This window comes from Crocosphaera chwakensis CCY0110 (genome assembly GCF_000169335.1).
In the GTDB taxonomy this organism is placed as follows: domain Bacteria; phylum Cyanobacteriota; class Cyanobacteriia; order Cyanobacteriales; family Microcystaceae; genus Crocosphaera; species Crocosphaera chwakensis.
Window position 1 is genome coordinate 73,136 of record NZ_AAXW01000009.1, and the last position, 24,108, is coordinate 97,243.

The 24,108-nt window shown below is 36.3% G+C and carries 22 protein-coding genes and 1 pseudogene; 14 read left to right on the forward strand and 9 right to left on the reverse strand.

The features are described from left to right. The first annotated feature begins 66 nt into the window (after nt 1-66). The 3 genes from CY0110_RS07865 to CY0110_RS07875 all read left to right on the forward strand — a co-directional run bounded on the left by CY0110_RS07865 (nt 67) and on the right by CY0110_RS07875 (nt 5,254). A complete protein-coding gene (locus CY0110_RS07865) occupies nt 67-702 on the forward strand; it encodes a SanA/YdcF family protein (RefSeq protein ID WP_008274855.1) in 636 nt (211 codons plus the stop codon). A gap of 137 nt (nt 703-839) precedes the next feature. After that, complete coding sequence (mfd, locus tag CY0110_RS07870; RefSeq protein WP_008274856.1) at nt 840-4,322, forward strand: transcription-repair coupling factor; 3,483 nt, start codon at nt 840-842, stop codon at nt 4,320-4,322. Between the two features lie 227 nt (nt 4,323-4,549). Continuing rightward, nucleotides 4,550-5,254 carry a type 1 glutamine amidotransferase domain-containing protein gene (locus CY0110_RS07875; RefSeq protein WP_008274857.1) on the forward strand — a complete coding sequence of 235 codons (705 nt, stop codon included), beginning with the start codon at nt 4,550-4,552 and terminating at the stop codon, nt 5,252-5,254. 340 nt (nt 5,255-5,594) lie between these two features. Here CY0110_RS07875 and psbC read toward each other — a convergent pair whose 3' ends face one another. From psbC to CY0110_RS07915, 8 genes are all read right to left on the reverse strand, one after another. After that, nucleotides 5,595-6,971, reverse strand: a complete 1,377-nt coding sequence (gene psbC, locus CY0110_RS07880) for a photosystem II reaction center protein CP43 (RefSeq protein ID WP_008274858.1) — start codon at nt 6,969-6,971, stop codon at nt 5,595-5,597. Next, nucleotides 6,955-8,010: a photosystem II D2 protein (photosystem q(a) protein) gene (gene psbD, locus CY0110_RS07885; RefSeq protein WP_008274432.1), complete on the reverse strand. Its 1,056-nt coding sequence runs from the start codon at nt 8,008-8,010 to the stop codon at nt 6,955-6,957. Before psbD ends, psbC begins: the two co-directional genes overlap by 17 nt. 503 nt (nt 8,011-8,513) lie before the next feature. Beyond that, nucleotides 8,514-8,987 (reverse strand): GatB/YqeY domain-containing protein, encoded by a 474-nt coding sequence (locus CY0110_RS07890; RefSeq protein ID WP_008274859.1) that lies wholly within the window; start codon nt 8,985-8,987, stop codon nt 8,514-8,516. Between the two features lie 185 nt (nt 8,988-9,172). After that, a complete protein-coding gene (locus CY0110_RS07895; protein ID WP_008274860.1) occupies nt 9,173-10,228 on the reverse strand; it encodes a CHAD domain-containing protein in 1,056 nt (351 codons plus the stop codon). 413 nt (nt 10,229-10,641) lie between these two features. Next, nucleotides 10,642-11,196 (reverse strand): imm11 family protein, encoded by a 555-nt coding sequence (locus CY0110_RS07900; protein ID WP_008274861.1) that lies wholly within the window; start codon nt 11,194-11,196, stop codon nt 10,642-10,644. Nucleotides 11,197-11,255: 59 nt separating this feature from the next. Next, nucleotides 11,256-11,801, reverse strand: a complete 546-nt coding sequence (locus CY0110_RS07905) for a hypothetical protein (RefSeq protein WP_008274862.1) — start codon at nt 11,799-11,801, stop codon at nt 11,256-11,258. Between the two features lie 24 nt (nt 11,802-11,825). Then, complete coding sequence (locus CY0110_RS07910; RefSeq protein WP_008274863.1) at nt 11,826-13,553, reverse strand: succinate dehydrogenase/fumarate reductase flavoprotein subunit; 1,728 nt, start codon at nt 13,551-13,553, stop codon at nt 11,826-11,828. 189 nt (nt 13,554-13,742) lie between these two features. Continuing rightward, nucleotides 13,743-14,672, reverse strand: coding sequence for a hypothetical protein (locus CY0110_RS07915; protein ID WP_008274864.1), 930 nt, complete (start codon nt 14,670-14,672; stop codon nt 13,743-13,745). Between the two features lie 118 nt (nt 14,673-14,790). Here CY0110_RS07915 and CY0110_RS07920 point away from each other — a divergent pair, with 118 nt between their 5' ends. The 10 genes and pseudogenes from CY0110_RS07920 (at nt 14,791) to CY0110_RS07960 (ending at nt 21,718) form a co-directional block, all read left to right on the forward strand. After that, nucleotides 14,791-15,666, forward strand: a complete 876-nt coding sequence (locus CY0110_RS07920; protein ID WP_008274865.1) for a hypothetical protein — start codon at nt 14,791-14,793, stop codon at nt 15,664-15,666. Nucleotides 15,667-15,752: 86 nt separating this feature from the next. Beyond that, nucleotides 15,753-15,935 (forward strand): annotated as a pseudogene (locus tag CY0110_RS28495) (IS1 family transposase); the annotation flags it as partial. 165 nt (nt 15,936-16,100) lie between these two features. Continuing rightward, nucleotides 16,101-16,343 (forward strand): hypothetical protein, encoded by a 243-nt coding sequence (locus CY0110_RS07925; RefSeq protein WP_008274866.1) that lies wholly within the window; start codon nt 16,101-16,103, stop codon nt 16,341-16,343. A 192-nt stretch (nt 16,344-16,535) separates the two neighbouring features. Next, the gene (locus CY0110_RS07930) at nt 16,536-16,766 is read left to right on the forward strand and encodes a type II toxin-antitoxin system CcdA family antitoxin (RefSeq protein ID WP_035798868.1); all 231 of its coding nucleotides are present in this window, start codon (nt 16,536-16,538) and stop codon (nt 16,764-16,766) included. 240 nt (nt 16,767-17,006) lie between these two features. Then, nucleotides 17,007-18,056, forward strand: a complete 1,050-nt coding sequence (locus tag CY0110_RS07935; RefSeq protein ID WP_008274868.1) for a fatty acid desaturase — start codon at nt 17,007-17,009, stop codon at nt 18,054-18,056. Nucleotides 18,057-18,843: 787 nt separating this feature from the next. Continuing rightward, a complete protein-coding gene (locus CY0110_RS07940) occupies nt 18,844-20,259 on the forward strand; it encodes a form I ribulose bisphosphate carboxylase large subunit (RefSeq protein WP_035798872.1) in 1,416 nt (471 codons plus the stop codon). Nucleotides 20,260-20,340: 81 nt separating this feature from the next. Beyond that, complete coding sequence (locus CY0110_RS07945) at nt 20,341-20,739, forward strand: chaperonin family protein RbcX (protein WP_008274870.1); 399 nt, start codon at nt 20,341-20,343, stop codon at nt 20,737-20,739. Nucleotides 20,740-20,762: 23 nt separating this feature from the next. Continuing rightward, nucleotides 20,763-21,098, forward strand: a complete 336-nt coding sequence (locus CY0110_RS07950; protein WP_008274871.1) for a ribulose bisphosphate carboxylase small subunit — start codon at nt 20,763-20,765, stop codon at nt 21,096-21,098. Between the two features lie 82 nt (nt 21,099-21,180). Continuing rightward, the gene (locus CY0110_RS07955; RefSeq protein ID WP_008274874.1) at nt 21,181-21,495 is read left to right on the forward strand and encodes a DUF4258 domain-containing protein; all 315 of its coding nucleotides are present in this window, start codon (nt 21,181-21,183) and stop codon (nt 21,493-21,495) included. After that, nucleotides 21,488-21,718 carry a YgiT-type zinc finger protein gene (locus tag CY0110_RS07960; RefSeq protein ID WP_008274876.1) on the forward strand — a complete coding sequence of 77 codons (231 nt, stop codon included), beginning with the start codon at nt 21,488-21,490 and terminating at the stop codon, nt 21,716-21,718. The genes CY0110_RS07955 and CY0110_RS07960 overlap by 8 nt, the downstream gene beginning before the upstream one ends. Nucleotides 21,719-21,815: 97 nt before the next feature. Here the strand turns inward: CY0110_RS07960 and CY0110_RS07965 are convergent, their stop codons facing one another. Then, complete coding sequence (locus CY0110_RS07965; RefSeq protein WP_008274878.1) at nt 21,816-22,889, reverse strand: DUF3747 domain-containing protein; 1,074 nt, start codon at nt 22,887-22,889, stop codon at nt 21,816-21,818. A 224-nt stretch (nt 22,890-23,113) separates the two neighbouring features. Here CY0110_RS07965 and CY0110_RS07970 point away from each other — a divergent pair, with 224 nt between their 5' ends. Next, nucleotides 23,114-24,106, forward strand: coding sequence for an SGNH/GDSL hydrolase family protein (locus tag CY0110_RS07970; RefSeq protein WP_008274879.1), 993 nt, complete (start codon nt 23,114-23,116; stop codon nt 24,104-24,106). Nucleotides 24,107-24,108: the final 2 nt, after the last annotated feature.

Sequence of the window (24,108 nt, forward strand, 5' to 3'; positions counted from 1 at the left end):
TAAGTCTGAATATTTAATATGTTATCACGTAAAAAAATAAAGCAATTTTTCATTAATTGGTTGATAATGATTAGTGCTATAATTATTATCTTTATTGTATTAATTGTGTCCATTGATTGGTATATTAGCAACCAATTTGAACAGTTTATTTATTCCGATATTAATCAAGTTCCAAAAAGAAAAATTGCCTTAGTATTAGGAACCTCTAAATATATTCAGCAATCGGGAGAAACCTATTATAATGCTTATTATGCTTATCGAGTGCAAGCTGCGGCAAAACTATATCAAGCAGGGAAAATAGATGGAGTTTTAGTATCAGGGGATAACTCAACACAATTTTATGACGAACCCAGTCAAATGACACAAGATTTAATTAAGTTAGGAGTTCCTTCTCAATATATTACTCAAGATTATGCAGGGTTTAGAACTTTAGATTCTATTGTACGGGCTAAAAAAGTTTTTGGTTTAGAGAATTATACCATTGTGTCTCAAAAATTTCATTGTCAACGAGCCATATATATTGCACAATCAAAAGGTCAAAATCCTATTGCTTTTTCTGCATCAAATGTGCAATCTTTCGCTGGGTTGAAAACAAGATTAAGAGAAGTTTTAGCAAGATTTAAAGCTTTTTTAGATTGTAAAATACTCAAGATTAATCCTAAGTTTTTAGGAAAACCTGAAACAATTAATTACCGAAATTAAACTCCATAAAAATCCCCATCTAAAATTTTTTCAATAGAAAAAGGACACATCAACAGTTGTTTTAGATAAGTAGTAAAAATCCAAAAATCATACTTGATGTGTTACACTAACAAAGATAAACGAATTTCTAGTTGATTATGGTTTTTTCTTCTCTGATTCGTACCCTACAAAAATCCACCTTAACTAAAGAATTATTAGATAAACTTAAGGGAAATAAAGAATTAGGATTAAAAGGAATTAATCGACTACCAAAAGGTTTAATTTCTTCAGCTTTAGCCCAAGCTAATCAACAAAACTTATTAGTTATTTGTGCTACTTTAGAAGAAGCAGGAAGATGGACGGCACAACTAGAAATTATGGGATGGAAAACAGTCAGTTTTTACCCGACAACGGAAGCATCTCCCTACGAACCTTTGAACCCTGAATCGGAAATGATTTGGGGACAAATGCAGGTATTATCTAATCTTAACTTATCAGTAACTGAAAATAATAATTATGCTATTGTTACGACAGAAAAAGCATTACAACCCCATTTACCTCCTCCTGAGAGTTTTCATAAATACTGCTTAAATTTACAAACAGGAATAACAGAGAAATCTAAAATATTTGACGAAGCTTTAGTTAAATTAGGGTATGAAAGAGTTAATTTAGTCGAAGTAGAAGGACAATGGAGTCGTCGAGGTGATATTGTTGATATTTTTCCCGTTTCTTCAGAAGTTCCTATAAGATTAGAATGGTTTGGGGATGAATTAGAAAAAATAAGAGAATTTGATCCAGCCACTCAGCGATCGCTTGATTCTATAGAAAGTATCTTGTTAACTCCCGTGAGCTTTAATACAATTATTGCTAATACGATTAAAGAGAATGATTACAATTTAGACAATTATTTATCAAAAGAAGAAAAAGAAGGTTTAGAAAATTATAATTATCCTTCTGGAATGCAGCGATTTTTAGGAATCGCTTTTGATGAACCGGCCTGTATTTTAGATTATGTAAACCTTAATACCCTTTGTGTTTTTGATGAAATTGAACAATGTAAATCCCATAGCGACCGCTGGTTAGATTATATCGAAGAAAACTGGCAAGATCAAGAAAAATCTGTACCTAAAATTCATAGAAGTTTCGATGATTCTTTACAATTAACACAAGAATTTTCTAAATTATATCTCTCTGAGCTATCAGAAGTTAATAATAAAAATGCCTTAGATTTATCCAGTCGTCCACTTCCTACCACTCCTCATCAATTTGCTAAACTCGCAGAAATATTAAGAGGAAAACGAGAAATTTATAGTGGTATAACTTTAGATAAATATGCAACTTGGTTGATTTCTGCTCAACCTTCTCGTACTGTTTCATTATTACAAGAACACGATTGTCCAGCGCAATTTATCCCTAATCTCCGTGATTATCCAGCGATTAATAAATCTCATATTCAAGGAACAGCGATCGCTCTAAAATATTCAGGGTTAGCAGAATTAGAAGGGTTTATTTTACCCACCTTTCGTATTGTTGTTGTTACCGATAAAGAATTCTTTGGGCAGCACGTTTTAGCGACTGCTGGATATATTAGAAAACGTCGTCGTGCTACGTCTAAAAAAGTTGATTTACAACAACTCCATCCAGGAGATTATGTAGTCCATAAAAGTCACGGAATTGGTAAATTTTTGAAGTTAGAAAGTTTAGCAACCCGTGAATATTTAGTCGTACAATATGCCGATGGGATTTTGAGAATTCCTGCTGATTCCTTTGATAGTTTATCCCGTTACCGTCATACCGGTTCAACCCCTCCCCAACTCCATAAAATGACGGGGAAAATGTGGCAAAAATCAAAACAAAGAGTCCGTAAAAATATTAAAAAGTTGGCTGTTGATTTAATTAATTTGTATGCAAAACGTGCTAAAAACGTAGGGTTTACTTATCCCCTAGACACCCCTTGGCAACAGGAACTAGAAGACTCTTTCCCCTATCAACCCACCCCCGATCAACTAAAAGCCATACAAGACGTTAAAATAGACTTAGAAAGCGATCGCCCGATGGATCGATTAGTATGTGGTGACGTGGGATTTGGCAAAACAGAAGTCGCAGTAAGAGCCATTTTTAAAGCCGTTACCAGTGGTCATAAACAAGTGGCATTTTTAGCCCCTACCACCATTTTAACCCAACAACATTATCATACCCTAAAAGAACGATTTGCCCCCTATCCTATCAATATTGGACTGTTAAATAGATTTCGTACAAACTCAGAAAAAAAAGAGATTATTGACCGATTAGCCACAGGAGAATTAGATATAGTTGTCGGCACGCAACAACTATTAGGAAAAAGCATTAAATTCAAAGACTTAGGCTTATTAGTGGTGGACGAAGAACAACGATTTGGGGTTAATCAAAAAGAAAAAATCAAGGATATGAAAAGCCATGTTGATGTCCTTACTTTAACCGCCACGCCTATTCCCCGAACTCTATATATGTCCCTATCGGGAATACGGGAAATGAGCTTAATTACTACACCTCCGCCCTCTCGTCGTCCCATTAAGACCCATTTATCTCGCTATAATCCTGATGTTGTTAGAACGGCTATTCGTAATGAATTAGATCGAGGGGGGCAAGTCTTTTATGTAGTTCCCAGAGTAGAAGGAATTGAAGAAGTAGCAGCCGAATTAAAGAAAATGGTTCCTAGTGCTAGGATAGCAATTGGTCATGGTCAAATGAATGTTAATGACTTAGAAATGACCATGTTAAGTTTTAATAATGGAGATGCCGATATTCTTGTTTGTACCACCATTGTTGAGTCAGGGTTAGACATTCCTAGGGTTAATACAATTATCATAGAAGACGCTCAAAAATTTGGCTTAGCCCAACTGTATCAACTCAGAGGAAGAGTCGGAAGAGCCGGTATTCAAGCCCACGCTTGGTTATTATATCCAAGCAAAGCCCAACTAACAGAAACAGCAAGGAAAAGATTACGAGCCTTACAAGAATTTAGTCAGCTAGGCTCAGGCTATCAATTAGCCACTCGTGACATGGAAATTCGAGGGGTTGGTAACTTATTGGGTGCCGAACAATCGGGACAAATGGAGTCGATTGGCTTTGAATTATATATGGATATGTTACAAGAAGCTATTAAAGAAATTCAAGGTCAAGAAATACCAAAAGTGGAAGATACTCAAGTTGATTTACAATTAACTGCTTTTATTCCGACGGATTATATTCCCGATATGGAACAAAAAATGTCAGCTTATCGGGCGATTGCAGTTGCTAATTCCAAAAAAGAACTAGCCCAAATTGCAGCTGAATGGAATGATCGCTATGGAAAATTACCCATTCCCGTACAGCAATTATTACAAGTAATTGAACTGAAACAGTTAGCGAAATCTTTGGGATTTTCTCGAATTAAACCTGAAGGAAAACAAAACATTGTCTTAGAAACACCAATGGAAGAACCCGCTTGGAAACTATTAGAAGAAAACTTACCGGCACATTTGCGATCGCGGTTTGTTTATACTCCCAAAAAAGTCACCGTTAGGGGGTTAGGGGTGATGAAACCTCAAAAACAACTCGAAAGCTTATTAGAATGGTTAGGAAAGATGCAAGATGCTATTCCAGTTACCAGTGAATATTAGAGTTCGGGGTTATATTAAATTCGGATTGAAAAATAGACCAGAAACTTAAAAAACTGGTCACTGAATAACTGAATTTACCAATATTTCTATTTCTTCTTTCTTTAGAGAGGTGAAACTCAGATGATGCTTATGTTATCTTCTGAATAATTGGGTAAATAATCCCCAATAAAAAAGACTTTTTAACCCGGTATCTGGTCAAACATTTTACATCTCAATACATACAATATATGACTAAACAAATTCTTTTCGTATTAACGTCTCACAGACAACTAGGAGACACAGATCAAAAAACAGGTATTTGGCTCGAAGAAGCCGTAAACCCCTATTATCGCTTTTTAGAAGCTGGTTTTGAGGTAACGTTAGCTTCTCCTAACGGGGGAGAGGTTCCTATTGATGAAAAAAGCATTTTAGATGACGCTCAAACCGAAGACACTCGTCATTTTTTCCAAGACGAAACTGCTCAAAAATGTTTTAAAAATACTGTTCGTTTAACAGAGGTAGAAGCAGATAATTATGATGCCATTTTTATTCCTGGTGGCCACGGTCCCATGTGGGATCTCTGTGAAAATGAAAAATTAGCCAATTTAGTCGAAGCATTTGATCGCGCTGATAAAGTGATTGCTGCGGTATGTCATGGTTCAGCCGGGTTATTATCAGCGAAAAAAGCAGACGGAACTCCCTTTGTAGCAGGAAAAGAACTGACTAGCTTTAGTAACAGTGAAGAAGAAACTGTCGGACTTCATGAACTGGTTCCCTTTTTATTAGAAAGTCGTCTCAAAGAGTTGGGTGCAAACTATACCAACGCTGATGATTTTCAAGCCAAAGTAGTGCAAGATGGTAATTTAATTACGGGTCAAAATCCTGCGTCTTCTAACGGTGTTGCAGAGGCGGTAATTGCTTCAATGAAGTCTTTATCTTCTGTTGGTAGTTAAAACAGTTATCAGTAAACAGTGATCAGTTATTGGTTACTGTTAGCTGATAAGGATAACTAAATATAAATTCAAAATAAGCTTACAGGTTAATAAAATCGTTGCCTGAAACACCCATTATTTGCTTATATAAGCTCTAACTCTGACCGCTGAATTCTCTTCAAATTCAGCTTGAGAAAGTTCTTTTACATCAAAGACAAAGTGATATGTAAGCTAAAGTAAGTTTTTCAAGTAACTAATAGGGTTCAAGCTCATATTATATTATAGTATGTACTGAAGAACCTTTAAAAATAGAAAACCCCACCCTAAATACAGTTGGGTGGGGTTTTTCACAACCTAAATCTTAGTCAAGATCAGGCATAGTGAGTACGGGTTCAGTTTCACGATCAATCCCTTTCTCAAATCCAGCAGCGGCCGCCCGCGCACGTCCAGCGTGCCATAGGTGACCAACGAGGAAGAAGAAACCGAGGGTAAAGTGAGAGGTTGCTAACCACGCACGGGGAGAAACGTAGTTAAAGGAGTTAACGTCAGTAATAACCCCACCCACAGAGTTTAAAGACCCTAAAGGCGCATGGGTCATATATTCAGCAGCACGACGAATTTGCCAAGGCTGAATGTCATTTCTTAACTTATCTAAGTCTAAACCGTTAGGCCCACGTAGAGGCTCTAACCAAGGACCACGGAAGTCCCAGAAACGCATGGTTTCACCACCGAAGATAATTTCACCAGTGGGAGAACGCATTAAGTATTTACCTAAACCAGTGGGGCCTTGAGCAGAACCGATGTTAGCTCCCATTCTTTGGTCACGCACCAAGAAGGTGAATGCTTGAGACTGAGAGGCTTCCATCCCAGTAGGACCGTAAAATTCACTGGGATAAGCGGTGTTGTTGTACCAAACCATTACAGAAGCGATGAAGCCCATTAAGGACAATGCACCTAAACTGTAGGAAAGGTAAGCTTCACCAGACCAGATGAAAGCACGACGAGCCCAACCAAAAGGCTTGGTTAAGATGTGCCAGATACCACCGAAGATACAAATCAAGCCAACCCAAATATGGCCACCGATTATATCTTCCATGTTGTCCACACCAACAATCCAACCTTCTCCCCCGAAAGGAGCTTTCAGCAGATAGCCGAAGATAATTGCGGGGTTAAGGGTAGGGTTAGTAATCACACGCACATCTCCGCCACCAGGTGCCCAAGTGTCATAGACACCACCAAAGAACATGGCTTTGAACACGAGTAACAGCGCACCACATCCCAAGATAATGAGGTGATAACCAATAATATTGGTCATTTGGTTCTTATCTTTCCAGTCATAACCGAAGAAACTGGAATACTCTTCTAGGGTTTCAGGGCCTCTTAAGGCATGGTAAATACCACCGAAACCAAGAACGGCAGAAGAGATTAGGTGTAATACTCCCACAACAAAGAAGGGGAAAGTATCAATCACTTCACCACCAGGGCCAACACCCCAACCGAGGGTAGCAATGTGGGGAAGGAGAATTAAGCCCTGTTCATACATGGGCCTTTCGGGAATAAAATGGGCGGTTTCAAACAGGGTCATAGCCCCTGCCCAGAATACGATTAAACCAGCGTGAGCAACGTGAGCGCCTAAAAGCTTACCGGAGAGGTTGATCAGACGAGCATTGCCTGACCACCAAGCGAAACCGGTAGATTCCAGGTCACGACCACTGGCAACATTAGAGAGCGTTACCACGGGGCAGTACCTCCTCAGGGAATACAAAGTTTTGATGGGGTTGGTCTTGGGGAGCCATCCAAGCTCTGAGACCTTCGTTTAATAAAATGTTTTTGGTGTAGAATGTCTCAAATTCGGGGTCTTCTGCTGCCCGTAATTCTTGAGACACGAAGTCATAAGCTCGTAAGTTTAAGGCTAAACCGACAATACCGATCGCACTCATCCATAACCCAGTTACGGGTACGAATAACATGAAGAAGTGTAACCAACGTTTGTTAGAGAAGGCAATGCCGAATATCTGTGACCAGAAACGGTTGGCTGTCACCATTGAGTAGGTTTCTTCTGCTTGAGTGGGTTCAAAGGCACGGAAGGTATTAGCTTGCTCACCATCTTCAAACAAGGTGTTTTCTACGGTTGCACCGTGAATGGCACAGAGTAAAGCACCACCTAAAACACCAGCCACTCCCATCATGTGGAAGGGGTTCAGTGTCCAGTTGTGGAACCCTTGTAAGAATAAGATGAAACGGAAAATTCCTGCTACTCCAAAACTAGGTCCGAAGAACCAGCTAGACTGTCCTAGAGGGTACATCAAGAATACACTGACGAATACCGCAATAGGGGCAGAGAAAGCGATGGCGTTGTAAGGACGGATGCCAACTAAACGGGAAATTTCAAACTGACGTAACATGAAGCCAATCAGTCCAAATGCTCCGTGAAGGGCTGTAAATGTCCATAAACCGCCGATTTGGCACCAACGGGTGAAGTCTCCTTGGGCTTCTGGTCCCCAGAGGAACAGTAAGGAGTGTCCGAAGGCGTTAGCAGGAGAAGAAACCGCTACGGTTAAAAAGTTACATCCTTCTAGGTAGGAACTGGCTAACCCGTGGGTGTACCAGGATGTTACAAAGGTGGTTCCGGTTAACCAGCCTCCTAGTGCTAAATAAGCACAGGGGAATAGTAGTAAACCAGACCAACCTACGAATACAAAGCGATCGCGTTTTAACCAGTCATCGAGGACGTCAAACCATCCTCTTTCTGGTGCGCGTCCGACTGCAATAGTCATAGAATCCAATCCTCTTGCTTAACTGAAATCAATGGCAAGATTTCTTAACGTTTGTTTTATCTAGTTTAGGTCATATTGTCCCATTTTCTTATAGGGTGCGACCTAGAGAACGCCTATCAGTTTGACTGAATCGGCTCTTTTGGTAAGTGATGTTAGATCCGTGAACTAACTTCAGGATTAGAGTTAGGGGATCATTAACATTTCTTAAACTAGCACAATTTTCTCCCAAACTTCGGGTAATTTCCTTGTTCAAGGTAAATTGCGCTTTTCGCTATCTTTAGACTATTATTAGCAAAAAATTTACAATTTGACACATCTTGTCTCATAATTTATCCAAGATTTTTCGGATGACCCCCATGAATTTATGTCTATTAATACCATAAGTCAAGGGTTAAAATGGCGTTTTATCTGGGTTTAGGATAAATTTATAAATTCAATCTTAAGAATCCTCTATATTATTATTCAGGGTTAGATAACATTGTCTAACCCTCATTTACTTATGATTAGTTTAATTTAGCTTTCACTATTTCTTGGACTTGTTTCCCGTCTGCTTTGCCTTTTAATTCTTTCATCGCTGGTCCCATGACTTTTCCCATATCTTTTGGGGAGGTTGCCCCTACTGACTGAATAATATTGTCGATAATGGCTTCAATTTCTTCTGTCGACAATTGACGGGGTAAATAAGTTTCAATAATGGCTAATTCTTGGGCTTCTTTATCAGCTAAATCATCTCTACCCCCTTGACGATATTGTTCAATGGAATCTCGGCGTTGTTTTGCTTGTTGTGCTAATACTTCTAACTCTTGTTCTGGGGTTAATTCTGTTTGTCCTTTTGGTCGTACTTCGACTTCTTTTTCAAGGATAACTTTTTTCAAACTTCTAATCGTCTCTAAGCGAATTTTATCCTTTGCTTTCATTGCTTTTTTAATCTCTTCGGTTAATTTCTCTTTTAGTCTTTGTTCAGTAGATTCAGTCATGATTTTTTCCTTAATAACGCCTATCTAATGATAAGTTTTTTGATAGCAAAATATAGCACCACACAGTAGTTCTAAAATACCATATTTGAGGACAAGAGAATAGATAATAGTTTATTTTGTCCTTTTCTGATATCTTACTCTATTTTGCTAGTGCTATGGATGATCTCTTGATGAGGATAATCTAGTTAAGAATTTGATGAAATGTCGGTTGATGATGCAGTTTCTACAGATTTTTTAGAATTTTCTTGACTTTTTTCAATCTCGGATTGAATAACAGAAGGTTGTAAAATTGTAATATGAAAATCTTTCCGAGTTTTATTATTAAGGAATTTGTGCTGTAATGTTTCCCATTCTTGCCACTTTTCATAACGATTTTCTTGCAGTATTTTAGCAAAAGTTGGCATCTTATTGAGAATATTATCTTCAAAAACTTCATCGAGAAATTCAACTAACACAAAGCTATCTTGTATCTCTCCTAATATACTTTGTATCCGTTTAATATCTTTTAGATAATCTTCATAGACTTCTCCATAAAACTGGGTAAATAATTCCATATTATAACGAGTTCGTTTAGCTGCTTTTCGTAAATCGTGTAACATTAATCCCTGTTTGTCGAGTAAAGATTCTACTGCTTCTTTAGATAAACTCTCAGGAAAACTGATGCTTTCTGCTTCAAATTTAACCCCAATTACCCAACCAGGATGTAACATTAATTGACTGACTTCTGGTAACAAAAGATCCGGTAAAATGGTATGAATAGAAACTTGAGCAATATCATGATAAGTTGGACTATTTAACCAATCATCAAAGCCTTGTTTAAGATCAACACATTTTTGACTATTTAAAGTTTTTCTGACTGTTTTTAAAACTTTTTTTCTTTGTTTTTCTAGATTAGATAAAGCTTGTTTTAACTGTTTTTGTTCCTGCTTAGGTAAATTAGGATAATAATTATTTTTTAAGCTATCTTCTAAAACATCTAAATCTCTTAGCTTGCCTAAAGTTTTGGCAATCTTCCCAACTTTTTTTTCTTGAGCATTTTCAGGTAAATCTAAAGCTGCTGAAAATCCTTTAATGGTACTTCTTAAACGTCGCATACCTACTCGCATTTGATGTAATTCTTCAGGATCTTTATCTTCTAATACTACTAATTCATGAGATAAAAATTTATTGTAATGCGTTGCAATAGCTAGATAAGCCCAATCTCCAAAGGTTTTGGGTTCATGTCCTAAGTCATATTTCATATTATTACCTCCAGCGAAATATTAGTAGGAGAGAGTTATTTATTTTAGACACAAAAGGTTTTTGACTTTTTAGCTTACTGAAAATCAAAAGTAGTTTTTTCTATTACTTAATTTTCAATTCGATACAAATGTCTGTAAACTCTCCCCTGTACTTATTTTAATCAATGTAATTACTTATGTTATCACAAGGTTAAGAAGTGTTAAAGGGTTATCCTTTAATCCCAATTTTTTAGATATAAAAGTTAACAGTTGTAAACGCTAACAAAAACTGGTTAATAAAGGTATGGTTAAAGAAATACCAGTTAATATTCTATTGGTGCTATTTTTCCTCATTCTTTCAACATAATACTGAAAATAAGGGTTTTCCTAAATTATAATATCATCACTTGTAACATTCAGATTAAATGTTTTAGTTAAGGAGTAGAATAAACAAGTTCAAACTTAAGTCCAGTTAGCCCATATTCTTTAACTTTAGAATAAAATTTATCAGTTCCAAAAATAGATGAACGAGTAAGCTGAGGTAGTTTAAAATGTGTTACATTTTCTAGTAATTCTTCTTTAAAGACGTATTTCTCTACATCCATTATACCTTGTTCAATTTCATCAAAATACTCAATGACACTTTTTTCTTTATCTAAACAATCAATAAGATTAGTTATATTTAAAATGTTCAAATCTAATCCATCTACATTAGTTGGGATGATTTCTACCTCTTTAATAATATATGGTTTGAGTTTAATAAGGGCATAACTATCACAAAATAATAGACCTGAATCTAAACCTATAAAATCACCAACAGGTTTATCTTCTAGTAATTTTACTCTATAAGGAAAAGACCAATCTTCTCCTAATCTTTGTCCTTCAAAATAAGGCCAATCTGGACAAAATTGTAACTCACCTCCATCATCACTGACAAAATTTACACCAACAAAGTTTTTTACATCATTATCGATGTCCCAAATTTTCATACTTAAAACTCCATTCTTAACAAAAAAATTTCTAAACTAATTATATTAGTTAAAAAGATTTAGATAGGATCATAAGGTCTAGTATATTTTTCTACAAAATATTCAAAGAATAATTCATTTATTGGATATGTTTCCCAATCTTCGTAACTCAAAGCAATTTTACAGAGTCTACTTAAAATTAACCATATTTTATCATTATCAGTAAGCTCTGATTCTTCTCTTTTTAGAAAAATAAAATCATAAAATTCTGTCATCCAATAATCTAAAATTACCTTGATTTCATCATGAAGAATATTTTGTGTTCTTTTGTTCAGAACTGAAAATAAAGGGATTAAGTCAATACGTCCAATAAACACATAAGTTAAAAAACGAATTGAATTATCAACATTGCAATGAATACAACCAATTTCTACCCACTTTGGAGGGAAAACCTCAGAAACTTGACTCCATTGTTTTAATTGTGTCTGAGAAAAGAAATTTAGTAAATAAAATATCTCGGAAATATGTTCTATTTCTTCTTCTGAAAATTGAAGTAATTTCACTATATTAAATTCATTCATATCATATTCATCAAAAAAAAGGACAATGAATAAATAATCAATCATTAATTACTCATTATCCCTAATTATTTAATATTTGCGCTCTTTCGGTTCAAACATATCAATCACTACATCCATATATTGAATATCTAAACCAGCAGCAGAATAATAAGCTAAGGTATGTTTCAAAAAGTTGGGATCATCTCGTTTCGTATAATCTTCCCGTGAATGGGCCCCACGACTTTCTTTGCGGTTTAAAGCAGAGGTTAAAATCATCTCACCCACCACCATAATATTGCGTAATTCCATTGCTTCAATTAATTCAGTATTCCAACAATTTTCCTTATCATCTAGATAAATGTTGTCATATTGCGCTTTAAATTCTTGAATTTTATTAATACCTTCCTGCATTAATTCTTCAGTCCGAAATACCCCACAATGTTCGGCCATAGAGTCTTGAAACTGTTGACGTAATGCCCCAATACGAATGGTTCCTTCTTTATTTAACAGGCTAGAAATACGCTGTTTTGCTTCATTCAAATAAGTCTCTTCATCAAACTCAGAAAACTTACGATCTTTAACATAATGAGCGATATTTTCCCCTGTAATTTTGCCATACACCACACATTCTAATAAAGAATTACTACCCAACCGGTTGGCCCCGTGTACCGACACACAAGCACATTCCCCTGCTGCAAAAAATCCTTCTGTGAGGCGATCGCCACTTAATCTTACCCTTCCTTGGGTATTAACGGGGATGCCTCCCATGCAATAATGGGCGGTAGGACGCACTGGCATCGGTTCATAAACCGCGTCAACTCCTACTAAACGGTGTGCTTCTTCCCAACAAAAGGGAACCCGACTCATGATCTTTTCTTCCCCCATGTGGCGCAAGTCTAAATAAACACAGGGACCGCCTGGCCTGCCATCAGGATGTACACCTCGTCCGGCACGTATTTCTAGGGTAATGGCACGAGAGGTGATGTCACGGGGAGCGAGTTCCATGCGCGAGGGTGCATAATCTTCCATAAACCGCCGTCCTTCACTATTAATAAGATAGGCTCCTTCTCCTCTGACAGCTTCAGAAATTAACACGCCGACAGGATATAAACCAGTGGGATGAAACTGCACAAACTCCATGTCTTCTAACGGGACACCGGCTAACGCTGACATAGCTAACCCGTCCCCTGTTGAAGCAAAATCATTAGACGTAGTGTTGAATACCCGTCCGTAACCCCCGGTGGCGAACATCACTACCTTACTGTGAATAATTTCCAGGGTTCCATCTTCGATATGATATATGACAATGCCTTTGGCTTCCCCGTCTTCATAGATCAACTGCATCACATACCATTCATCATAAATAGTAACTCCGTTGCGTCGTAAGTTATTGACTAACTCATGAAGGATAGCATGACCTGTTTTATCAGCAGCGTAACAGGTACGGTTATGGGTATGGCCGCCAAAAGCCCGTTGAGCAATTTTCCCATTGTCTAAACGGGAAAATAACACCCCCAAATGTTCAAGATCGATAATAACATCGGGAGCTTGTTGGGTAAGTAAGGCTACCGCATCTTGATCCGCTAAATAGTCCGAACCTTTTACAGTATCAAATGCGTGAGACTCCCAACTGTCTTCTGAATCAACATTTTTTAGACTAGCAGCGATCCCTCCTTGGGCTGCAACAGAGTGCGATCGAATGGGATGAGTTTTGGCAACAACAGCCACATCAATACTAGGGTTAAGGCGTTTTATTTCTAGGGCAGCGCGAGATCCCGCTAAACCACCGCCCACAATGACCACATCATGTTTTAACATCTTTTACTAGGCTAGAGCTTTCCTACTTTTGACTCTAACTTATTGAAAGACAAAGGACTTCAAAAAAATATTAAAACTTTATAAATCTATGAACCAACCATCTAAATTACTCTATGGACTCGGAGGAATCACACAGACATTATTTTGTGCTTTGTTTGAGTAAGTTAATAACATTTTATTAAGGTTTTATTATGATTTTTTAGCTAAATTCCAGTTCTGGTCTTTAAGTTCTTCAAAAGGCATTTGAGAAAAATCAGAAAAAACTTCTTTATATTTTAAGACCCTAACATTTAATTTTATAACACGATAATAAAAACTAATTTTTGAAGAAATTTTATTCCAGACCTTGTGAAGAAAAGAGACTGATGGATATTCTATTTTTTTGAGAGTTTCAAAGTAATCCTTATTTTCTTCATAAGTAGCCTTACCAACCTTAATCTTATATTTTTCTAATACATCTTTGAAAATCGCAACTGTTTTCTGCTCATCATAATTAATAGGAAAACCAGCAGCAGCAGCAGCTAAACCTATAACCAACCCTTCTTGATTATAAAGTCCCTGGTATTCATAATAATCTGCTAACAGTTCCCAGTATCTAATAAATTGTAAATACTGTTCATTTTTTTGTATATAGAATATACCTTCAAAAACAAATTTTACTTGTTCTAAATTCAATTGATAGTATGAAGCTACCTGTTGAACAAACTTAAACATTTTATTTCTTTGTAGATACTCTTTATGATAAGGATTACTTTTATTTTCTTTGTAAAAATTCTTCAAAATATTATAACAGCTATAAGCAACTATACCTGGTTTAAAGTTTATAGAATCAGGTATCTGCTCTTTGATTCTAATATTTGCATCTACAAAAATACAAGATTGGTAAAACTCTAAAGCTTTAGAAATAACTATTCTTTTATCGTTATAAATTCTACAACTTATTGGCTGATATTTGAATGCTTTAATATTAGATTTTTGCTGAAAATATCTTGGTTTATCTGTTAAAATAAATAGCTCTGTTTTGGGAGCATAAAATTCTAAATCTCTAGCTAGTAATAAAGCACAATTACGGTAACTTTGACCAATAGCTAGGGTACAAAAACAATATTCCTTATTCATAATGTTAAAAGGCTAAAAGCAAATACTAAATTAAGAGAAAAAAGATTAAACTTATTTGACGATGCTATGTTACCACATTATGATGATATAATCAAATAAAGTTCAATTGCAAATTATCATGGTATTTAATAATTTATATGAAGTTCGTGTATTAGGTATTAGAAGAAGCGGAAATCATGCGATTATTTCTTGGTTAATTGACAATTATTCAGGGAGAGTTGTGCATCTAAATGATATACTTTTTCAAAAGGGACAAGATCCTTATTATGCGTTAAGAAATCGTATTACTATTAAAGGATTACCTTACTGGAGATGTTATCAAGATTTTAGCCAAAAAACTTTAGTAAGTTTAGCTAAATCTTTTTTGAATATTCCTGAACATTTTAGTTTACAAATTAGAGATAAAGCAGTCAATATTGAATACATACGTCAGTCTCCAAAAGATTTTTTAATCTATAGTTATGAAGACATTGATCCTCAAAATTCTCAATTAGACCTCTTTGAACAAAATTATCAAAAATATTTGGGAGAAAGTCGCAAAAGATTAGAGATATTAATTCTTAGAGATCCTTTTAATTTATTTGCTAGTTTATTAGAATCACAAATGATGAAAAAAAACGATGAAGAACAACATAAATACGTCGAGTTATATAAGGCTTATGCAAGAGAATATTTAGAGCAATCTCAAAGTGGAAATATTGAAAAAATATACGTTAACTATAATCAGTGGTTTTTGAGCAAGCAGTATAGAATTCAACTAGCTGAACACTTAGGCTTTACAAGCAGTGGAGAACCTTATGAAAAGGTAGCACACCAAGGAAAAGGAAGCTCTTTTGACCAACTCAAACTACAAAATAATGCAACTCAAATGAAAGTTCTCGAACGCTGGAAAAGCTATAAAAATGATCAATTTTATCGAGAAATTTTTCGAGACCAAGAATTAAAAGATATGACTGAAACAATTTATGGAAATATGGCAGATTTTAGCCTCTAAAAAATAAACTCTGCTAGAAAAATTGAACTATTTCAGGGACATAAGATTCAATGAATCAACCGCAGCATAAGTCAAAAAAAGAATGCGGTTATCCTAGTACAAGGAAAAGTGGTGAGACAAACAACATTGAAAGATTAAATAATACCCTAAGACACCGTTGCTCTCGTTTAGTTAGAAAAAACCTAGCATTTTCTAAAAGCTTTTTCAATCATGAAGGGGCTATTTTATATTTCATCCATCATTATAATGAGGAAATGATATCAACTTAGATTAACTTTCACTACTTAAATAACACTACCCTCCGAATGACAATTGAACAATTACAGATTTATGGAACTTCTGACCTCTGACTTTTTTAACTACCAATGTCTAATATGAACAGCATTTAGGGAATACTAATACCACCAGATTTGTTATTACCATGAAGTAGCAATATGAAACCATTAGGATCGATCATATTAGTATTAGGATTAATTTTTGTTGCTGCCGGGGACAGTTTTTTACCCAAACCTCTAAGTACAGTGAGCAAAAATGCTCGTACCTACGTTAACAACATTTTCCTAAGTTTTACCCCAGATACCGACTTTGAGAAACCTAGTAAGCAACGAGATGCTCAAGTTGAGGATATGGAAGAACGGGTTCAAGGAAATCGTGGCGAATTAATTAAACGTCCATAATTACGGAAAAATGTTGCTAAAAATCCTCAATAAACTAGAATTAGGTCAGGATAATAATGATTAGGTTGATATGATTCAGCAAAAAAAGCCTTAGTTTTACTGCTTCCCCACATTTTACAAATTTTAATTGCTCAAAAACCTAAAGCAATTCCCTTACTTGTACAATAGAACATGGAAGATTGGAAGAAACTTATGAATGATAATGCGACATCTACTCAGCGAAATGCTGATAAAGTAGAAATTTCTATTAACCTTGATGCAGAAGTCCTTGAACAACTTCAACACTTGACAAATGACCCTAGTCGCATTATTGAAACAGCGATTAAACAGTGGTTAAATGGAGAACGAAACAGAGATGATGACTTAACCCGTACCTTTCGTCGAAATCCTCCATTACCACCACGAGGAGAATGGAACGATTAAAGGATTTTGCTTTTTGTTACTAATGTCGGTAAACAGTCCCCAAGCTATAAAGGGCGCAAGTTTTGCGCCTTTTAATTTTGAAAGTAGAAAAAATTGACCCCAACACCATCTAGAGCAAAGGTTCTTGAAGTAGTAACTTGTAACAGTAGAGTATGTCAACTGCTAATAGTATAATAGGTAAGATTAAGAAAAATTAAGTTTTTCTCGACATTAGGTTTAAATAAGGAGATCCAACAGCGAATGCAGCAACCTATGACTGTGAAGCGACCAGAACCAAAAGTGGTCGACCTACCTTTTACGTTACAAGATATTAGAGAAGCCATCCCCCCTCATTGTTTTGAGTCATCTGCTATAAAATCCCTGGCTTATTTTTTTTGGGATATTTTTGTCATATCTGTTCTATATGCGATCGCTTATTCTTTGGATTCTTGGTTTTTTTGGCCGATTTTTTGGGTCATGCAAGGAACTATGTTTTGGGCATTATTTGTTGTCGGACATGATTGTGGCCATGGTTCTTTTTCTCGCTACAAATGGTTAAATAATCTCATTGGTCATCTTTCCCATACTCCCATTTTAGTCCCATTTCATGGGTGGCGTATTAGTCATCGCACTCATCATAAAAATACTGGTAATATTGATACGGATGAAAGTTGGTATCCTATCACAGAATCTAAATATAATGAGATGGGATGGTTAGAAAAGTTTGCCCGTTTTAAACTGGTTTTATTTCTGTATCCTCTTTATTTATTTAAGCGTTCCCCAGGGAGAAAAGGAAGTCATTTCGATCCTAAGAGCGATCTATTCCGTCCATCTGAAAAATGGGATGTTTTAACTAGCACTATTTGCTTGATTGGTATGGTTGCTTTGTTAGGTTTTTTAACTTATCAATTCGGCTTTTTGTGGTTACTTAAATATTATTTAGGACCTTATCTTGTTTTTGTGATTTGGTTAGATTTAGTTACCTTTTTACATCACACTGATCCTGATGTTCCTTGGTATCGGGGGAAAGATTGGTACTTTTTAAAAGGGGCATTATCTACGGTAGATCATGATTATGGGTTTATCAATGATATCCATCATAATATTGGTACTCATGTTGCTCATCATATCTTTTTGACCATGCCTCATTACCATTTAAAAACCGCAACAGAAGCCATTAAACCCGTTTTAGGTGACTATTATCGTAAGTCAAATTACTCTATTTTAGAAGCATTTATTCGGGGCTACAATATTTGTCATGTGGTTCCCGATGAAGGGGGTAAGGTTTATTGTGAATCTAGAAAGTTTTAAGTTTTAATTCTTCTTTCTAGTTATAAAAAACACAATCGAATTAATATAAAAAAGGGAAGGTATTTAATAAGTATCTTCCTTTTACTATAGAATGAAGAAAAAAAATAAAATTTCAAATTTCCTAGTATAAATATATTTGCAAAGAATTATAGAGAAGTTAAATGTAAACAAGATCAAGAAAACAAGTTAATAAAAAAATGGAAATTAGAAGAGAATAATTTATATTCATTATGAATGTAATACATTGATCTATTGTTAACTTTTCCAATTTTTAGAATAATTCTGTAACCTATTGTAAAAACAGAATTAGTAATAAGTAATACATAGCAATATATCTATATTTGACCAAGGGTGATTAATTCTCACACCTCATTCTATTGCTTATCAACCCAAGATTAAGCAATCTTACTCAGTGGATCAATAAAACTTATGTAACTATTTATAAATTTTTTAGGATAAGTGATCCCATATTTGATATGGAGGGAAACAAAATGATTAAAGAGGAATCAGAGCATAAACACTCATTAGTTAAATTAATGAGACTGTCTATAAATTGTAATCAAAAAATCTACTAGAAAAGGGTAAAAAGAATGTTAAAAGAGTCTAACTATCATGATATGATAAGGACTCGAAACGAACATAAGTGAATAAACGGTTTGCTACAAGCGACTTTGAGCGACCGAATAACTTTCTAAAATTTTCTCTATTACCGGTAGGTCAGGGGAAACCGACTTACGAACTGATAAATGAGAAATTAACGATGCCCATTCATGGAGGAATAACAAAAATGGCACAGGCCACAAAAGCAGGGTTTAATGCCGGTGTTCAGGACTACCGCTTAACCTATTACACCCCCGACTATACCCCTAAAGATACCGATTTACTGGCGTGCTTCCGCATGACCCCCCAACCTGGAGTTCCTCCTGAAGAAGCCGGTGCAGCAGTAGCAGCAGAATCTTCTACCGGAACCTGGACAACGGTTTGGACTGATAACTTAACCGACTTAGATCGTTACAAAGGTCGTTGTTATGACATCGAACCCGTTGCTAACGAAGAAAACCAGTATTTCTGTTTTATTGCTTATCCTTTGGACTTATTTGAAGAAGGATCTGTCACTAACGTTCTAACCTCTTTAGTAGGTAACGTTTTCGGGTTCAAAGCATTACGGGCTTTACGTTTAGAAGACATCCGTTTCCCTGTTGCTTTAATCAAAACCTTCCAAGGGCCTCCTCACGGTATTACCGTTGAACGGGATAAATTAAACAAGTATGGTCGTCCCCTATTAGGTTGTACCATTAAGCCCAAATTAGGTTTATCCGCTAAGAACTACGGACGTGCAGTTTACGAATGTTTACGGGGTGGATTAGACTTCACCAAAGACGACGAAAACATTAACTCTCAACCCTTCATGCGTTGGCGCGATCGCTTCTTATTCGTACAAGAAGCTATCGAAAAATCCCAAGCTGAAACCAACGAAGTTAAGGGTCACTACCTCAACGTAACCGCAGGAACTTGCGAAGAAATGATGAAACGGGCTGAATTTGCCAAAGAAATTGGCACTCCCATCATCATGCACGACTTCTTAACCGGTGGTTTCACTGCTAACACCACCTTAGCTAAGTTCTGTCGTGACAACGGCATCTTATTACACATTCACCGTGCGATGCACGCGGTAATTGACCGTCAGAAAAATCATGGTATTCACTTCCGCGTCTTAGCTAAGTGTTTACGTTTATCTGGTGGTGATCACCTCCACTCTGGAACCGTTGTGGGTAAATTAGAAGGAGAAAGAGGCATCACTATGGGGTTTGTTGACCTCATGCGTGAAGACTACGTCGAAGAAGATCGCGATCGCGGTATTTTCTTCACCCAAGACTACGCTTCTATGGCTGGAACCATGCCTGTTGCGTCTGGTGGTATCCACGTATGGCATATGCCTGCCTTAGTTGAAATCTTCGGCGACGACTCTTGCTTACAGTTTGGTGGTGGTACATTAGGACACCCTTGGGGTAACGCTCCTGGTGCAACCGCTAACCGTGTGGCTCTTGAAGCTTGTATCCAAGCTCGTAACGAAGGCCGTAACTTGGCTCGTGAAGGTAATGACGTTATCCGTGAAGCTTGTAAGTGGAGTCCTGAGTTGGCCGCTGCTTGCGAACTGTGGAAAGAAATTACCTTCGAGTTTGAGGCAATGGATACACTCTAATTTTGGGATAATTGTTAGCTTTTAGGAATATAAAAGACTAAAAACTAACAACTGTGTCCGAGGAGGGACAGGTAGGCATCTATGTATCCCAAAAAAATAGCTAACGACACTGCTGAAGTAATACAAAATTACCTGACTTATCAAGCGGTTCGTGTGATTCTTGACCAACTATCTGAAACCAACCCCAAACAAGCCATATGGCTGAGGCAATACACAGCCTCCCACAATATCCAAAAGGGAGAACTGTTTATTGAGGGGTTAATGGGAGAAGATAAGGAGCTAGTGATGCGTATTCTCAAAGTACGAGAATATCTAGCCTCTGAGGTAATGGAATTTATGCCCCAGATGGTTAGACACCGTATGAGTCAGGCAAATGTAGAACATCGTCGTCAGCTATTGGAGAGGCTTACCAGTTCTTCCTCAGTGTCCTCAACATCTTGTGAGTCAGAGAATGATGACTCAACGTCTAATTGTGATTAACTTGAGATAGAAATCAACCAACCATGAAAACATTACCTAAAGAGCGTCGTTACGAAACCCTTTCTTATTTACCCCCTTTAACCGATCAACAAATTGTTCGTCAAGTTCAATATGTATTGGATCAGGGAATGATTCCTGGAATTGAGTTTGAAGAAGATCCCCAACCCGAAACTCACTTCTGGACTATGTGGAAGTTACCTTTATTCGGTGCTAGTTCTGCTCAGCAAGTATTAGCTGAAGTGCGCGAATGTCGTTCTGAGTATCCTAATGCTTATATTCGTGTGATTGGTTTTGACAATATTAAACAGTGTCAAACCATGAGTTTCATCGTTCATAAGCCTAACAACCGCGCATTCTAAGCTGTTTTAGATAACTTTGAACGGTAAATTTTGGCCTACCTACAGTTATTGTGGGTAGGTTAATATTATGAATTGAAAGATTATGATCGACAAAATTCATAAAAAACTTTTAAATAATCAATATGAATTCTCGGAACAAGCTATTAATCAAACTCTTTTGCGCCAAATTAGTGTTTATGAAATCAAACAAGCCGTTTTACAAGGTAAGCTCATCGAAGATTATCCTGATGATAAATATGGTCCAAGTTGTTTAATATTTGGCTTAACAGAACAAAAACGCCCCTTACATATACATTGTAGTTATCCTACTCGTTCGCTAATTAAAATCATAACAGTCTATCAACCTAGTTCTAAGCTTTGGATTAATTATGAGCAAAGGAGACAGCTAAATGACTAATATTTCAAATGAAGAAACTTACTATGAAACAACAGTGACCTATACCCTTGAACGAGAAGGGAGATTTTACATTATTGAAAACGTACCGGCAAGGGTATGTGTAGAAACAGGAGAGCGATTATTTTCACCCGAAATCGTAGAAAAGTTACAAGAAATTATTTGGGAAAATAAACCCCCACAACGATTAATTCAAACGCCAGTCTATGAATTTTCTTCTGTTTGATTTACTAAAGCTATTATTAATTATTCTTGAGCCAACTTTACAAAACATTTATTTTAGGAAGCAAATACATAAATTGTTATTGCTCCCTAAAGTTTCTTTATTGAATAATAATCGGATTTAAACCAATACTTTTAAGACTTTGTTCTGCTTTTTGAGCATTGTTTTTATCACTAAATAATCCCACTTGTAACATAGAACGACCTTGATAAGAGGTAGAAAACGCTTCAGGAAACAGCGATCGCACACGAGTCCTATCTTGACTACTACCCACAGCAACCACAACCCGATAACTTTGAGAGGTTTGAGTATTGCGTTCTGTATTAGCTGCGTTTGGGGTAGGAGGAGGAACCATACCATTAAAACTTTTGGTGGTTGGAGGTTCAAGGGGAGGTAGTTCTGAAAAACTGGGTAACGGTGGCGGTTCATTAGCCACTGAAGGGTTTGGGGGAGGTGGTAAAGTATTACCAGAGGGTTGGACTGTGACAGTATTACCTGAAGACACACTAGAGGGTTGAGTTTGGGCGGTAAACGTCATTTCTTGTACAGAAGAATCAGACTCAGATACCACAACCTCTTCCTTAGATGAATCAGTGGTATTATAAGCTGGTTGTGCAGGAATAGACGCACTGTCCCCCGTTAAGTAAATATGACCCAATACTTGACCATTATAAGCCCGTTGGGTAAATCGCCAACCGGGATCTAAATCAATCTTTAAAAATCCTGAAGCAACTCCCTCAGTTCTTCCAACAACGATATCAGGTTGATTGGGATCACTGCGATGGGTTCCCACTAACAATAATTCCCCCTTGTTTTGAACCACTCTTAATAAATAGTCTAGTCCTAAGTCTTGTCCATCAATGCGGATAGAATACCCATTACTATCGGTACTTCTTTGACAACTACCGGCAAAATTAAAGTTGAGTAGTAGAGGGTCAATAGTGGTCACTGAATTCGATTCTATTTCTTCCCAACACTGTCGCTGTCCTGGTATTTGTCTGATGATGAGTAAATCGTATTTATTATCTCCGTAGGGTCTAGCAACAGCAATAAAATCATCCTGGTTGACCTCTTGTTCATCGAAGGTCGAGGCTTCACAAGGAAACCAAGGGATAATACCCGTTAATGCGAAAGTGGTAACAGCAACCAATTTACCAATAAGTGTGAGTTTCATAGTCTATACCATTGCATCATCACAACATGATTTACACAAAATAGAGTGTTTCCATGTCTGCAATCATGACGCATCTCATCAGTAGAATGTTGCTAGAATTGGACAGCTTACCATTTGTCTATTCTTTGGTTTAACGAGTTTTTAATTAAATTAAGATAAAAAAATATTGATGCTAACGAAAGCTTGATTACTATGTAGATCAATTTTTAAATAGATTTAATATAATGAAAAAATTATCTTTATTCGGTTTTTTGGTAAGTATTAGTAGTTTTATCTCTTCCTCTGCGATCGCTGCTAATTTTTCAGCCATTTACGGGTTTGGAGATAGCTTATCGGGGACTGGTAATATTAATCAGATTGTTTTTCAGGCAACAGGAGGAACTCAAACCTTTCCTCCCAGTCCTCCTTATTTTCAAGGCAGATTTTCCAATGGTCCAGCCTGGATAGAACTTCTTGCCCAAGAGTTAAATATTCCCTTAGTTAATTTTTCTTTTGGAGGGGCAACCAGTGGTGATAAAAATGCCTTTGATACTACGTTACCAGAACTTTCTTTATCCGGTTTACAACAACAAGTTAACAATTTTCTACTTAATAACCCTGTCGCTGATCCCAATGCACTTTATACAATTTGGATAGGAGGAAATGATTATTTACCAACTAATAGTATGACTTTCACTCCTTTCGATACTCCTGAGCAAACTTTAAGTAACATAGAAACAGCTATTAATTCTTTAATCGGGTTTGGTGCTGAGAATATTATGGTTTTCAATTTACCAAACTTAGGTAATACACCTCTCAATAATGGAAGTTTAGATGGATTTTGTCCTAATAATAATCAATTTGATGCTGATTGTTTAAATGAGTTAACTATGGCTCATAATAATGGTTTAGCAAGTTTGTTATCTAGTTTTTCAGCCAATGTTAATATAATACAAATTGATCTTAATACTTTATTTAATAATACCATTGAAAATCCTTCTCCTATTTTTACAAATGTGACTGATCCCTGTTTTAATACAAACACTTCTGAAGTTTGTAATAATCCTAATCAATTTTTATTCTGGGATAACAGCCATCCAACAGCAGCAGGACATCAATTAATTGCTGACACAGCGTTTCAATCATTAGGAATTCCTGAACCTAAAACAACAGTAGGATTATTAACAATTGGATTGATAGCTACCATTAAAAAAAATAACAAAATAAACAAAGGTTAATT

Coding starts and splice junctions, on each gene's coding strand:
- CY0110_RS07865 (WP_008274855.1), top strand. CDS start 67: ATGATTAGTGCTATAATTATTATCTTTATTGTATTAATTGTGTCCATT.
- mfd (WP_008274856.1), top strand. CDS start 840: ATGGTTTTTTCTTCTCTGATTCGTACCCTACAAAAATCCACCTTAACT.
- CY0110_RS07875 (WP_008274857.1), top strand. CDS start 4,550: ATGACTAAACAAATTCTTTTCGTATTAACGTCTCACAGACAACTAGGA.
- psbD (WP_008274432.1), bottom strand. CDS start 8,010: ATGACTATTGCAGTCGGACGCGCACCAGAAAGAGGATGGTTTGACGTC.
- CY0110_RS07890 (WP_008274859.1), bottom strand. CDS start 8,987: ATGACTGAATCTACTGAACAAAGACTAAAAGAGAAATTAACCGAAGAG.
- CY0110_RS07895 (WP_008274860.1), bottom strand. CDS start 10,228: ATGAAATATGACTTAGGACATGAACCCAAAACCTTTGGAGATTGGGCT.
- CY0110_RS07900 (WP_008274861.1), bottom strand. CDS start 11,196: ATGAAAATTTGGGACATCGATAATGATGTAAAAAACTTTGTTGGTGTA.
- CY0110_RS07905 (WP_008274862.1), bottom strand. CDS start 11,801: ATGATTGATTATTTATTCATTGTCCTTTTTTTTGATGAATATGATATG.
- CY0110_RS07910 (WP_008274863.1), bottom strand. CDS start 13,553: ATGTTAAAACATGATGTGGTCATTGTGGGCGGTGGTTTAGCGGGATCT.
- CY0110_RS07915 (WP_008274864.1), bottom strand. CDS start 14,672: ATGAATAAGGAATATTGTTTTTGTACCCTAGCTATTGGTCAAAGTTAC.
- CY0110_RS07920 (WP_008274865.1), top strand. CDS start 14,791: ATGGTATTTAATAATTTATATGAAGTTCGTGTATTAGGTATTAGAAGA.
- CY0110_RS07925 (WP_008274866.1), top strand. CDS start 16,101: ATGAAACCATTAGGATCGATCATATTAGTATTAGGATTAATTTTTGTT.
- CY0110_RS07930 (WP_035798868.1), top strand. CDS start 16,536: ATGAATGATAATGCGACATCTACTCAGCGAAATGCTGATAAAGTAGAA.
- CY0110_RS07935 (WP_008274868.1), top strand. CDS start 17,007: ATGCAGCAACCTATGACTGTGAAGCGACCAGAACCAAAAGTGGTCGAC.
- CY0110_RS07940 (WP_035798872.1), top strand. CDS start 18,844: ATGGCACAGGCCACAAAAGCAGGGTTTAATGCCGGTGTTCAGGACTAC.
- CY0110_RS07945 (WP_008274870.1), top strand. CDS start 20,341: ATGTATCCCAAAAAAATAGCTAACGACACTGCTGAAGTAATACAAAAT.
- CY0110_RS07950 (WP_008274871.1), top strand. CDS start 20,763: ATGAAAACATTACCTAAAGAGCGTCGTTACGAAACCCTTTCTTATTTA.
- CY0110_RS07955 (WP_008274874.1), top strand. CDS start 21,181: ATGATCGACAAAATTCATAAAAAACTTTTAAATAATCAATATGAATTC.
- CY0110_RS07960 (WP_008274876.1), top strand. CDS start 21,488: ATGACTAATATTTCAAATGAAGAAACTTACTATGAAACAACAGTGACC.
- CY0110_RS07965 (WP_008274878.1), bottom strand. CDS start 22,889: ATGAAACTCACACTTATTGGTAAATTGGTTGCTGTTACCACTTTCGCA.
- CY0110_RS07970 (WP_008274879.1), top strand. CDS start 23,114: ATGAAAAAATTATCTTTATTCGGTTTTTTGGTAAGTATTAGTAGTTTT.